The following is a 12909-nucleotide window of genomic DNA, read 5'->3' as shown; positions in this document are numbered from 1 at the left end:
GTTATACGCCCTTGGCCGGGATAAACGAACGCCCCGACGGCACATGTGGCGTGCCGCCGGGGCGTTCGGAGTACGTGCGGGCCGGTAGGGCCCGGAAGCGTACGAGCAGGCAGCGGGCGATTAACGCTTGCTGTACTGCGGGGCCTTGCGGGCCTTCTTCAGACCGGCCTTCTTGCGCTCGACCGCACGGTCGTCGCGCTTGAGGAAGCCGGCCTTCTTGAGCGGGCCACGGTTGTTGTCGACGTCGGCCTCGTTCAGCGCGCGGGCGACACCGAGACGGAGCGCACCGGCCTGACCGGAGACACCGCCACCGGCGATGCGGGCGACGACGTCGTAGCGGCCCTCGAGCTCGAGCACCTTGAAGGGCTCGTTGACTTCCTGCTGGTGCACCTTGTTCGGGAAGTAGTCCTCGAGGGTGCGACCGTTGATCTTCCACTTGCCGGTGCCCGGGACGATCCGGACGCGGGCGATGGCGTTCTTGCGACGGCCCAGGCCGGCGGCCGGCTGCGGGTCGCCGAAGCGGGACGCGAGGGACTCGGAGGTGTACTCGCCCTCGACGGGGACCTCGGACTCGGTGGTGTAGCTGTCGATGTCGACGAGCTCGGTCTCGGTCTCTTCGACCGGCTGCTCAACAGTGGTCTCGGCCACGATGCTCCTCAGATTCTTTTCTGTCTTAGGGGGTGGCCGGAACTACTGCGCGACCTGGGTGATCTCGAACGGCACCGGCTGCTGCGCAGCGTGCGGGTGCACGTCACCCTTGTAGACCTTCAGCTTCGAGAGCATCTGACGGCCCAGCGTGTTCTTGGGGAGCATGCCCTTGACGGCCTTCTCGATGGCCTTCTCGGGGTTCTTGTCCAGCAGCTCGTCGTAACGGACGGAGCGCAGACCACCCGGGTAGCCGGAGTGGCGGTACGCCATCTTCTGGGTCCGCTTGTTGCCGGACAGGTGCACCTTGTCGGCGTTGATGATGATGACGAAGTCACCGGTGTCGACGTGGGGCGCGTAGATCGGCTTGTGCTTGCCGCGGAGAAGGGACGCGGCGGTGGTGGCGAGACGACCCAGGACGACGTCCTGAGCGTCAATGACGTGCCACTGGCGAGTCACATCGCCGGGCTTGGGGCTGTACGTACGCACTTCGCAGCCTTCTTCTTCAGTGGATGGGCGCTGAAAATGGCATCACTGAAGCGATCGTGCAGCTGGGGACGACAAATATGCCGGGGACGATGCCCGTATGCCGCCCACTGGTAACTGCTCCAGGGAACCTGTGTGAAGGGCCTCTCGCGTGAGAACGAGCGAGCCAATACACAACGAAGAGCTAGCGTACCGGGGTCGCCCCTGAAGGGTCAAAACGAGCTCCCGTGGACATCGGGACGAGCGGTCGCCGACCGTGGCGGAAATCCTGGGCGCGCGGCCGTACCAGGATGCGCCGTACTGCCCCCAAAGGTCCCCCCGGGGTCCCCGGTCTCCGTGCGTACAGTCGCACCGGTAACCCCCGGCCCCCGTCTAAGATGCGCCCCATGAGCTATGGGCAGGGGGGACCTCAGTCCCAGTGGGATCCGTGGAAACCGCAGTCTCAGCAGCCCTGGGGCAGTGGCACCGGCCAGACTCCGGACTGGGCGTCGTTGGCCGAGGCGTCGGAGACGCGGAACAAGCGGCGCAGGGTGCTGTTCATCGGCGGTGGCGTGGTCGCCACGCTGGCGATCGGCACCGCCGTCGCGATGGCCGTGGTGTCCGCGAACGGCGACAACAAGGCCTCCGGCACGCCCACCAACCTGCCGGCCAGCGGCTCGCTGCCCAGTGACACGGCCGGCTCGGTGCCGTCCTTCGCGCCGACCAGCGCGCCGCCGCCGCTGGACCCGGAGGAGTTCATATCCAGCGTGCAGAAGGACACGGCACCGCTGAGCGCCGAGACCCTCTTCCCCGGCACCCAGCTGACCATGGGCGGGACGGTCTACAAGAAGGGCGCCACGGCCGACACCAAGAAGTGCTCCACGGCCGCCAAGGGCACCCTCCCGGCCGTCCTGAACAAGGACGACTGCACCCGCCTGCTGCGGGTCACCTACGCCAAGGACGGCGTCGCGGTCACGGTCGGCGTGGCCGTGTTCAACACCGAGGCGCAGGCGAGCAAGGCCAAGACCGAGGCCGACAAGAAGGGCTTCGTGACCGCCCTGGGCGGGTCCGGCGTGAAGTCCTTCTGCGACTCCGGCGTCTGCCGTACGACGACCAACGCGTACGGCCGCTACGCGTACTTCACCACCGCCGGTTTCGTGAACGGCAAGGACGTCACCACCAAGGACACCAACGTCTTCCAGGCCGGCGACGACCTGGCGGAGTTCACCTTCCGCCAGATCCACCGCCGCGGCGAGGCCCAGGCGTCGGCGGCGGCCGACCGGTGATCCGTCCGCGCGGCGCGTGAAAGTCTCCCCCCCGTAGCCGACCGGTGATCAAGGGCATCGCCGGTCGTCGAGCCCTTGGGGGGACTCATGACGGACACGTGAACGCCTCGGCGAGCCCGGGCATCAACCTCGTCCAGACCTTGCCGGCCGGCCAGGGATACGCGGTGACCAGCGCGGACACCTCCTCACGGGTCTTCCAGGCCGGGGTGAGCGGCGACTCGGTCAACCGGTTCGCCATCGAGGTGAACGGCACCCAGACCTTCGGCCCGGGCGGCTCGACGGGCCGGGACACCAGCTGGGGACGGCCGTCGGCGGCACAGGTGGGCAGCACCGACTCGGACCCCGTGGCGGGCGTGGCCTACGTCGCGGGACGCACGGCGGGCACGTCCTTCACCGTCAAGGGTGTGGCCGGCGACACCTCGACGGTCGCCTGGCTCGTCGTCGAGCCCGCCTGGCCGTACTGCCGCCCTGCGAGGCCGGGGGCGCGGGGCAGAATGGCCCCCGACCAGGGCCGGAGGCCGGTCGGGAAGAGAAACGGGGGCGGCGAGGGTCATGCGCATGCGGGGACGGGTCGGGCTCATGGGGGCGGCTGCCGCCGCGGGGCTGCTGGGTCCACCGGCGGTGTGGTGGGCCCTGCGGGAGGGCGAGGACGCCGCGCGCACCCCCCGGCCCGTACCCACGGAGCTGCGCGACCGCGACCCCGGGGCGACGCCCGCCGCCCGCCGGGTCTACGCCCTGCTCGCCGGCCTGGAGAACCGGGCGCGGCGCGGCGAACCGTCCCGGACGGTCATCGGCCAGCACGTCGAACTGCACAACGAGCGCTACAACGCGTCGTACGGCGACTACCAAGGCATCAAGCAGCCCGGCTACTACTACAAGAAGGCCCACGACATCACCGGCAGGTTCCCGGGGTTCGTGGAGGTGGACCTGGGGCCCGGGTACGGCCAGCCGGGCTGGGCGGTGGGCGAACCGCGCTCCTACTCCCGCTCCTCGTGGCCGAGCTGCCGCGCGAACTGGGGGTACGCCGAGGACGCGGTGGACCTGGCGCTGGGGGTGTGGGCGGGGCTGCCGCGGCCGGACGACGGGTCGTACCACCCCTCGGGCACGCACCTCGACTGCGCCTCCGGGACCCGGGTGAGCCTGCCGCAGAACGGGGGCGGCCCGGCGGGCATCGTCGGCTTCTCCTTCCACCAGCCCTACCCGGGCAGCACCGTCAAGGGCTTCGAGGAGACCCGGTACCAGAACTCCCCGGCGGCCCGGGACGGCGGCTGGTTCGGCCGGGTGGTCACCCCGGGCACCGCGGAGCACCAGGCCCTGCTGCTGGACCTCGGCTATCTCGCCGACCACCTGGGGTACCTCGCGGAGCACGGGGTGCCGGTCCTGCTGCGGCCGTACCACGAGATGAACGCGAGGCCGGGCCACGGGTTCTGGTGGGCGGGGCAGGACCCGGCCGCCTACCGGAAGCTGTGGCAGGTCACCTACGACTACCTGGTGAACAGCCGCGGCCTGCACAACCTGCTCTTCGTCTGGGCCCCCAGCGCCTGGGAGGGCACCTTCGCGCGGGAGCCCGGCGCCTACTACCCGGGCGGGCGGTACGTCGACGTCGTGGGCGTGGACGACTACAGCGACACCCCGCGGCGGCCGTTCCACGGCAGGCCCTGGACCCAGGTCTGGTACCAGGGCCTGGAGCGTTACGACCGCCCCCGCGTCCTGGCCGAGTCCTTCTACGTTCCGCTCGGTTCCGCCCGGGGCAGCACATTTTCGGACACTCCTTGGGTGCTCTGGACGGTATGGGGGCAGGCCCTGACCTACGCCAACGCCTCCCGTCCGACCGGAAAAAACACCCCAGAAGATGTAAAGGCCACTTACACGTCTCCGCAGGTCATCACGGGCACCGGAGACAAGCGTTCCGGTTTCGACTGGGCTTCTTTGCACAAGGCATAGGTTTATTACTTTCCCACTACACCTTGCTCACAGATGCTTCATGGCTGATTCTTACGTGGCAGGATTTGTTTTCTTGTGCGGCCGGGGCGCCAAGACGCCCGGGGGGGCATCTGACCGGCCGCAGAACGCCGAAGAAGGCACCGGGGGGCAACATCACGGCCCGGAACGGGACCGGTGGGGCGAGTTTTCTCGTGTCACCGCACCCGTCACCGAGCCATGCCGTCCGGCTGCCGCCGAACTCACGGAAGAGCATGTAGCCGCATGGCATCGACAGTGGTCGACGGGGGATCCCCGCATTCGCGACACAACGCGAAGCTGGCCAAACGCACCGCCTCGTGGAAACCCGGCATCCTGCCGTTCCTGCTGCCGTTCGTCCTGCTGGTCGTCTTCGGCCTGTGGTCCTACCGGCCCAGCTCCTCGCTGATGAGCTGGATCCTGACCATCGTCTGGTCCCTGCCCGCGGCCGGTGTGCTGATCGGTCTCCAGGGCGCCCTGCTGATCCGCCGCCGGGTCCGCAAGAGCGACCACATGACCCCGCCCGCACCGGCGGAGCAGGACTTCCTGATCGCGCTGTGCCCGACCATCGGCCGCCACGACACCTACCCGGCCCTGGAACGCTCGATCCTCTCCTACGTCGAGCACCTGCCCGAGTACTTCCCCTACATGCGGGTCGACATCCTCACCGAGGAGGGCTGCGAGGCCGCGGCGGACATCGACCGGCTCGCCGACTCCCACCCGCTGATCCGGGTGATCACCGTCCCCAAGGACTACGTCCCGGCCAACGGCACCCGCTTCAAGGCCCGCGCCAACCACTACGCCCACGAGCTGCGCATCGCGGAGGGCGAGGCCCTGGAATACGTCTGGGTGCTGCACATGGACGACGACACCGGCGTCGGCCCGGACACCGCGGCCTCGCTCGCCCAGTTCGTCAACCGGCAGCGCCGCGCCCACCCCGACGAGGCCAAGCACATGGCCCAGGGCATCCTGACCTACCCCCGCGAGAACGCGGTCAGCCTCTTCACCTGGCTCGCCGACGCGGTGCGCCCCGCCGACGACATCGCCCGCTTCCGGGCCCTGACCGGCCTCGGCACCCCCGCGGCCGGTGTACACGGTGAACTGCTTGTGCTACGCGCGTCCATCGAGGCCGAGATCGGCTGGGACTTCGGTCCCAAGGAGATCGTCGAGGACGCCCGGCTCGCCCTGACCTTCTGCCGCACGTACCCGGGCCGCAGCGACTGGTTCAACGGCCGCTGCTACGGCGCCTCCCCGGCCAACGCGGCCGACTTCATCAAGCAGCGCGAACGCTGGGCCTGGGGCCTGGTCGCCCTCTGCTTCAACCGCAAGGTGCCGCTGCGCTACCGCTGGTTCCTGTCGATCTGCGTGGCCACCTGGATCCTCGGCCCGCTCCAGCACATCGGCGCCGTGCTGCTCGCGGGCTGGCTGATCAACGACATGAACACCTCGCCGGTGACCCAGTCCGTCGTCCTGCTGTGGGCCCTCAACTTCGCCTACGTCATCTGGACGTACTGGGAGGGCCTGCGGCTGAACGCGCTCGCCTCGGTCAGCGGCCGGCGCAAGTGGTGGGAGCCGGTCGTCGTGGTCGCCTGCATCCCCGTCTTCTCCGTGCTGGAAGGGCTCGGCGGCTTCAAGGGCTTCCTGAAGTTCGTCCGGCGTGAGGAGAACAAGTTCGTCGTGATCGCCAAGCCCGCCTGACCTCCCGGAAGACACCCACTGACATGCGTTCGCGACTGCCCCTGCTCGCCATCTTCCCGGTGACCGTCCTCACCGTCGTGCTGGGCACCCCGTTCGTCCTCGGCGACCACCCGGTGCGCTGGGCGGCGGGCTCGGCCCTGCCCCGCCTCGTCCTCGGCGACCCCGCCGAGGCCGGCACCTCGGGCGACGGCTCCCGTCCCGGTACGACCTCCGCCTCCCCCTCGGCGTCCGCCGACGCCCTCCAGGTCGCCGAGCCCTGGAAGGCCGGCATGCCGCAGTGGGGCGTGCAGATCTACTGGGAGGACGACAGGAAGGCCCTCTCCGACGACTTCATCGAGAAGCAGGCCCACAAGCAGGCCGACTACCTCATCGGGCTGGGCGCCAACTCGGTGTCGGTCTCCTTCCCCTTCTACACCAGGAACGGCACGTCCGACGAGGTATGGGCCGGTGCCAAGACACCGACCCCGCAGCGGCTGGAGCGGGTCCTGAAGGTGTTCAAGGACGCCGGTTTCCGCACCCGGCTGCGCCCGATCATGGACGAGTCGACCCTGAAGCCCGAGGACGGCTGGCGCGGTGACGTCGAGCCCGCCTCCCGTTCCGCCTGGTTCGCCTCGTACAAGAAGCTCGTCACCCCGTACCTCAAAGCCGCCGACGAGACGAAGACGGACACCTTCGTGATCGGCACCGAGCTCAACTCCCTGGAGGGCGACCCGGGCTGGAACACCCTGGTCGACTCCGCCGAGAAGACCTTCTCCGGCGAGGTCGCCTACGACGCCAACTGGGACAACTACGTCACCGGCCGCATCAACATGCCGGTCAACCACCTCGGCGTCGACGCCTACTTCCCCGTCAAGGTCCCGGACACCGCACCCGTCGAGGACCTGGTCGACGGCTGGGACAAGTGGCTGGACAGGAAGGCGACGGGCTCGCTGCCGAACATCCTCGTCTCCGAGTCCGGCATCGGTGCCATGAACGGGGCCTACCACGCCCCGGGCGACTTCTACAGCCACCGCAAGGTCAACACGAAGGTGCAGGCCAACTGGTACACAGCCGTCTGCCAGGTCGTCCAGGAGCGGCACATGCAGGGCGTGTACTGGTGGTCGATCCACTTCGAGGACGACCCGAACACCCCGCCGGACGACAAGACGGCGTCCCGGCTCGACTTCGCGGGCCGCCCCCTCAGCGAGAAGGCCATCAAGACCTGTTTCGCCTCCGACTACGCGGGCCCCGGCACCGGCACCACGAGCTGACCGAGCGAGGAATCATGCAGGAAGCCATCATCCTCGTGGGCGGCAAGGGAACCCGCCTGCGACCGCTGACCAACCACACCCCCAAGCCGCTGCTCCGGGTCGCGGGTGCCTCCTTCATCCGGCACCAGATCGCCAAGCTGACGGCCGCCGGTGTCGGGCACGTGGTCTTCGCGACCTCGTATCTCGCGAGCCTCTTCGAGGAGGAGTTCAAGGACTTCTCCCAGGACCTGGCGATCTCGTACGCCGTCGAGGAGATCCCCCTCGGCACGGGCGGGGCCATCCGCAACGCCGGCCGCCTGCTGCGCGGCGACACACCCGACGCCCCGGTCCTCGTCCTCAACGGCGACATCCTGTCCGGCGTCGACCTGGGCGCCCTGCTGGCATGCCACGAGGCCCGGGACGCGGACGTCACGCTGCACCTCACCCGGGTCGCCGACCCGCGCGCCTTCGGTCTGGTCCCCACCGACGAGACGGGCCGGGTGCTCTCCTTCCTGGAGAAGCCGAAGACGCCGGAGGAGTGCGTCACCGACCAGATCAACGCGGGCTGCTACGTCTTCCGCCGGTCCGTCCTGGACGCCATCCCCGGCGACCGGGAGGTCTCCGTCGAGCAGGAGACCTTCCCCCGGCTCGTCGCGGGCGACGGGCGGGTCTTCGGCCACACCACCGACGACTACTGGCGCGACCTCGGCACCCCGCTCGCCTTCGTGCACGGCTCCGCGGACCTGATCACCGGCAGGGCGGCCTCGCCCCTGGTGGGAGCTCCGGCCGAGGCCCTGATCGACCCCACCGCCGTGGTGGACCCGACTGCACGGGTGACCGGCGGCTCGACGGTCGGCCCGCATGCCGTCATCGGCCCGCACGTCGTCGTCGACCGCTCCATCATCGGCGCCGGCGTCGTCGTCGCCGAGGGTGCCCAGGTGCACGAGTCCGTGGTGGACCACGACTCCTCGGTCGGCGGCGAATCGATTCTTCGCGAGGTCGTGGTGGGCTGCCACACCCACGTCGGCGCCCAGAACGAACTGCCCGCCCAGCTGCGGCTGTCGTGCGGTATCCGCATCCCCGCCCAGGGCGTGCGCGTCAGCGGTACCGCTGTCGCCTGCCCGACGGTCCACTGAAGCCGCCGCCCGGCCCGGACAGTTACCGGATTACTGGAGAGACGTGACCAGCCATCGTTCAACGGGCGCGGAGACAGAGCGCCTTCGCAAGTACCGGCCGGACATCCAGGGCCTGCGTGCCGTCGCGATCATCATGGTCGTCTGCATGCACACCGGCATCCTCGACATCCACGGCGGCGTGGACGTCAGCTTCGTGCTCAGCGGCTTCCTCATCGGCAGCCAGCTGCTCGCCGAGATCGACAAGACCGGCAAGGTGTCCCTGAGCAAGTTCTGGGCCCGCCGCTTCCGCCGCCTGGCACCGGGCGCCGCCCTCACCATCGTCGCCACCGGCGTCCTGTCCTGGCTCTACGCGAGCCCGTTCAGCTTCCGCAGCTACATGGACGACGGACTGGCCGCCTCGCTGAGCGTCATCAACTGGCGGCTGGCCGAGAACGGCACCGACTACTTCGCCAACGACGGCAGCCAGTCGCCGTACCAGCACTTCTGGTCCCTGGGCATCGAGGAGCAGTTCTACCTCGCCACCCCGATCGTGCTCGTCGCCGCGGCCTGGCTCAGCCGGCTCGTGTTCCGCCGCAACCGCGTCCTGGTCGGCGTGGTCCTGATGGCCGTGGTGGGCGGCTCGTTCTACCTGGGCTACACCGAGACCACCCCCAACCAGCCGCTGGCCTACTTCGGCACCCAGTCCCGCATCTGGGAGCTCGCCTTCGGTGTCCTGCTCGCGCTCTGGGCCCCCGCGATCTCCCGCATGCCGCGGGGCCTCGCCGCGGTCGTCTCCTGGCTGGGCCTGGCCACCACCCTGGTCACCGGCCTGCTCATCACGGAGAACACCCCGCTGCCGGGGTACGCCGTCCTTGGCCCCGTGCTCGGCGCGTGGCTGATCATCGCCGGCGGCTGCGCCAACCCCCGTCTCGGTGTGGAGCGGCTCCTCGACAACCCGGTCTTCGACTTCGTCGGCAAGGTCAGCTACGGCTGGTACCTGTGGCACTGGCCGCTGCTGATCCTCTGGCCGCACATGATCAGCTGGGAGTTCGGCTACTCCGACCGCTTCCGGGTGGCGGTCCTCTCCTTCCTCGTCGCCATCGCGACGCACTACGTCGTCGAGAAGCGGTTCCGGGAGAACGTGAATCTGGTCGTCCGCCCCTGGCGGGGCATCCTCACCGGCGGCACCATCACGGCCACCTCCGCCGTCGCCATGGTGGTCGCGCTCCAGGTACCGCTCAACCTGTCCTTCGGCACCGCGGGCACCGCCGCCGCCCTCACCGGATTCGACGGCACCAAGTCCGTGGAACAGGCGGTGAGCGAGCGCAGCGCCCCCAGGATCAGCGAGAGCGCGCTGCTGAAGTCCCCGAACGACCGGGGCGACCACGGCTGTATCGACCAGCTGCTGGTCACCAGCTTCACCCCGCAGGACGACTGCGTGATCGGCGACCGGACGTCGGACCGGACGATGGTGCTGCTCGGCGACTCGCACGCCTACCAGTGGGGCAACGCCTTCAACTCGCTCGGCCTCAAGCTGCACGTCAAGGTCGTCACGGTCATCAAGAGCGGCTGCTCCCCCGAGGTCTACAAGATCACGCGCGAGGACCTGGGGCGCGAGTACACCGAGTGCCCCGCGTGGCGCAAGACCGCCCTCGCCTACATCAAGAAGCTCAAGCCGGACGTCGTCGTGGTGGCCAACCGCGTGCAGTACACCACCGTGCGCGCAGGCGCCGAGGACACGTTCAAGAAGCTCAAGGCCATGGGCTCGGACCTGGTCTACCTGGCCGACACCCCGAAGCCGACCTTCAACGTCCCGGACTGCCTGGCGGAGAACTCGGCCCACCCCGCCGAGTGCACCCTGCCCTCCGAGACCGCCGTCGACCTGCCCGACTTCCGCAAGCTGGAACGCGAGGTCGCGGAGGAGTACGGGGCCACGGTCATCAACCCGCTCCCCGCCTTCTGCGCGAACGGCTACTGCCCCGCGGTGATCGGCGGGCACGTCGTCTACTGGGACAACAGCCACATGACCGGCGGCTACGCCGAGTCCCTCGAACCGTTCCTGGAGCCGACCTTCAGGAAGGCCCTGGCCGGCTGACCCCTCAGACCGTCCGCACCCGTACCCGGCGAGCCTGCCGCTGCCGTTCCAGCAGCTGGTCGGCCGCCGGGTACGCGACCTCCTCCAGGGTCAGCCCGTGCGGCCGTACGACGTGCACGGCACTGTCCCGCACCCCCGCGTCCAGCACCTTCCGCGGCCACTCCACGCCCCGGTGCCCGTCCCCCACGAACAGCAGCGCGCCGACCATCGACCGCACCTGGTTGTGGCAGAAGGCGTCGGCCCGGACCTCGATCTCGACGACCCCGTCCGCGCGCCGGCCCACCCCGAAGCCGAGGATCTCCCGGATCGTCGTGGCCCCTTCGCGCTTCTTGGCGTAGGCGGCGAAGTCATGCTCCCCGACCAGCGACTTCGCGGCGGCGTCCATCACCTCGACGTCCAGCTCCCAGTCGTGCCACAGCACGTGGTTGCGCAGCAGCGGGTCCACGCCTCCCGGCCGGTCCCCGACCCGGTACACGTACCGCCGCCACAGCGCCGCGAACCGCGCGTTGAACCCCGCCGGCGCCTCGCCGACCGACCACACCCGCACGTCCTTCGGCAGCCGCCCCGCGAGCCGCTTCAGCAGCTTCTCCCGCTGCTCCTCCCACACCCCGGCCGGCAGATCGACATGCGCCACCTGCCCCCGTGCGTGCACCCCGGCATCCGTACGCCCGGCCACGGTCAGCTCGTACACCGTGTCCTGCGACCGCGTGACGACCCGCAGCGCGTCCTCGATCTCCCCCTGCACGGTCCGCTTCCCCCCGGCCTGCTTGGCCCAGCCGTGGAAGTGGGTCCCGTCGTAGGACAGGTCGAGACGGATGCGCACATCGCCGGGCTGAACGTCGTCACTCACGGAAGAATCCTCTCAGGGCAATAGAAGCGGGCCCGCCCCCTCGAAGGGAACGGGCCCGCTGACGCGCCCCTTCAGGAGCGCGGGGAACTGCGCGACCAGCCACCACGGCGCCGCAGCCGCCGACCGGCAGTCCCCCGCAGAACGCTTACGCGTCCTTCGACTCCTCGGCGGCGTCCTCGACCTTGGCGTCCTCGACCTCGACGGTCTCGGCAGCCGTGGTCTCCTCGGCCTCCTTGACCGCACGCTTCGTCGCGGCCTCGGCCTCACCCGTCGCCTGCTGGGCGACCGTCAGCGCCTCGACCAGCTCGATGACAGCCATGGGCGCGTTGTCGCCACGACGGTTACCGATCTTGGTGATGCGGGTGTAGCCACCGGGACGGTTCTCGTACCGCGGGCCGATCTCGGTGAAGAGCGTGTGCACGATGCTCTTGTCCGTGATGACCTGGAGCACCTGACGGCGGTTGTGAAGGTCGCCCTTCTTCGCCTTGGTGACCAGACGCTCGGCGTACGGGCGCAGACGGCGCGCCTTGGCCTCGGTGGTGGTGATGCGGCCGTGCTCGAAGAGCGCCTTCGCGAGGTTCGCGAGGAGCAGCTTCTCGTGCGCGGCACTGCCGCCCAGACGGGCACCCTTGGTGGGCTTCGGCATGGTTCTTCTCCTGTGTGTCTGCTCCGGCCGTGTCAGGTACCGAAGTCAGTATCCGAGCGGGCGGTCGCCCGTCGGAGATCCGGGCACCTTTTCAGGCACCCGGAGGGTCCGCGCCCCGTGAGGGGCGCGGGGAACTGCGCGACCAGCCACAGCGGACCGGCAGCCGAATCAGTACTGCTCGGTCTCCACGAAACCGGCGTCGACATCGTCATCGGCCCCGAAGGCGTCCGCCGCGGCGGTCGGGTCGAATCCGGGCGGGCTGTCCTTGAGGGCCAGGCCCATCCCGGCCAGCTTCGCCTTGACCTCGTCGATGGACTTCGCACCGAAGTTGCGGATGTCCAGGAGGTCCGCCTCGGAGCGCGCGACCAGTTCACCCACGGAGTGGATGCCCTCACGCTTGAGGCAGTTGTAGGAACGGACCGTGAGCTCCAGCTCCTCGATCGGCAGCGCCAGGTCGGCGGCGAGGGCGGCGTCCGTGGGGGACGGGCCCATGTCGATGCCCTCGGCGTCGATGTTCAGCTCACGCGCCAGACCGAACAGCTCGACCAGCGTCTTGCCCGCGGAGGCCATGGCGTCGCGGGGACGCATCGCCTGCTTGGTCTCGACGTCGACGATCAGCTTGTCGAAGTCGGTGCGCTGCTCGACACGGGTCGCCTCGACCTTGTACGTGACCTTGAGCACCGGCGAGTAGATCGAGTCGACCGGGATACGCCCGATCTCCTGACCCACCTGCTTGTTCTGCACGGCCGAGACGTAACCGCGGCCACGCTCGACCGTCAGCTCCATCTCCAGCTTGCCCTTGCCGTTCAGCGTGGCCAGGACCAGATCGGGGTTGTGCACCTCGACACCGGCCGGCGGCGCGATGTCGGCGGCGGTGACCAGACCCGGACCCTGCTTGCGCAGGTACATCACGACCGGCTC

12 protein-coding genes are annotated in these 12909 nt (G+C 69.4%); 6 read left to right on the top strand and 6 right to left on the bottom strand.

What is annotated here, in order from left to right:
- Window positions 1-120 precede the first annotated feature (120 nt).
- Window positions 121-648: a 30S ribosomal protein S9 gene (gene rpsI, locus AB0D74_RS26460; RefSeq protein ID WP_046730620.1), complete on the bottom strand. Its 528-nt coding sequence runs from the start codon at window positions 646-648 to the stop codon at window positions 121-123.
- Window positions 649-690: 42 nt separating this feature from the next.
- Entirely contained in the window at window positions 691-1134 is a 444-nt protein-coding gene (gene rplM / locus AB0D74_RS26455; protein ID WP_020941688.1) for a 50S ribosomal protein L13, read from the bottom strand.
- A gap of 383 nt (window positions 1135-1517) precedes the next feature.
- Between rplM and AB0D74_RS26450 the strand changes: the two genes are divergently transcribed.
- Window positions 1518-2396 (top strand): hypothetical protein, encoded by an 879-nt coding sequence (locus AB0D74_RS26450; RefSeq protein WP_362591815.1) that lies wholly within the window; start codon window positions 1518-1520, stop codon window positions 2394-2396.
- An 85-nt stretch (window positions 2397-2481) separates the two neighbouring features.
- On the opposite strand, the gene AB0D74_RS26445 is transcribed toward AB0D74_RS26450, so the two are convergent.
- The gene (locus AB0D74_RS26445; RefSeq protein ID WP_362591813.1) at window positions 2482-2727 is read right to left on the bottom strand and encodes a hypothetical protein; all 246 of its coding nucleotides are present in this window, start codon (window positions 2725-2727) and stop codon (window positions 2482-2484) included.
- Window positions 2728-2954: 227 nt separating this feature from the next.
- On the opposite strand from AB0D74_RS26445, the gene AB0D74_RS26440 reads away from it, so the two are divergent.
- The 5 genes from AB0D74_RS26440 to AB0D74_RS26420 all read left to right on the top strand — a co-directional run bounded on the left by AB0D74_RS26440 (window position 2955) and on the right by AB0D74_RS26420 (window position 10492).
- Window positions 2955-4340, top strand: coding sequence for a glycosyl hydrolase (locus AB0D74_RS26440; protein ID WP_362591811.1), 1386 nt, complete (start codon window positions 2955-2957; stop codon window positions 4338-4340).
- Window positions 4341-4601: 261 nt separating this feature from the next.
- The gene (locus AB0D74_RS26435) at window positions 4602-6053 is read left to right on the top strand and encodes a glycosyltransferase family 2 protein (RefSeq protein ID WP_362591808.1); all 1452 of its coding nucleotides are present in this window, start codon (window positions 4602-4604) and stop codon (window positions 6051-6053) included.
- Window positions 6054-6076: 23 nt separating this feature from the next.
- Window positions 6077-7303: a hypothetical protein gene (locus tag AB0D74_RS26430; protein WP_362591806.1), complete on the top strand. Its 1227-nt coding sequence runs from the start codon at window positions 6077-6079 to the stop codon at window positions 7301-7303.
- Window positions 7304-7317: 14 nt separating this feature from the next.
- Window positions 7318-8418, top strand: a complete 1101-nt coding sequence (locus AB0D74_RS26425; RefSeq protein ID WP_362591803.1) for an NDP-sugar synthase — start codon at window positions 7318-7320, stop codon at window positions 8416-8418.
- A 43-nt stretch (window positions 8419-8461) separates the two neighbouring features.
- A complete protein-coding gene (locus AB0D74_RS26420; RefSeq protein WP_362591801.1) occupies window positions 8462-10492 on the top strand; it encodes an acyltransferase family protein in 2031 nt (676 codons plus the stop codon).
- Between the two features lie 4 nt (window positions 10493-10496).
- Here AB0D74_RS26420 and truA read toward each other — a convergent pair whose 3' ends face one another.
- The 3 genes from truA to AB0D74_RS26405 form a co-directional block, all read right to left on the bottom strand.
- Window positions 10497-11342 carry a tRNA pseudouridine(38-40) synthase TruA gene (gene truA, locus AB0D74_RS26415; protein WP_362591798.1) on the bottom strand — a complete coding sequence of 282 codons (846 nt, stop codon included), beginning with the start codon at window positions 11340-11342 and terminating at the stop codon, window positions 10497-10499.
- 145 nt (window positions 11343-11487) lie between these two features.
- Complete coding sequence (gene rplQ / locus AB0D74_RS26410) at window positions 11488-11988, bottom strand: 50S ribosomal protein L17 (RefSeq protein WP_362591795.1); 501 nt, start codon at window positions 11986-11988, stop codon at window positions 11488-11490.
- Window positions 11989-12156: 168 nt separating this feature from the next.
- Window positions 12157-12909 (bottom strand): DNA-directed RNA polymerase subunit alpha (locus tag AB0D74_RS26405; protein ID WP_362591792.1); only part of this gene is annotated, 753 nt, incomplete at its 5' end.

The organism is Streptomyces sp. NPDC048278 (assembly GCF_040652195.1).
In the GTDB taxonomy this organism is placed as follows: domain Bacteria; phylum Actinomycetota; class Actinomycetes; order Streptomycetales; family Streptomycetaceae; genus Streptomyces.
This window is presented reverse-complemented; position numbering and strand designations above follow the sequence as displayed.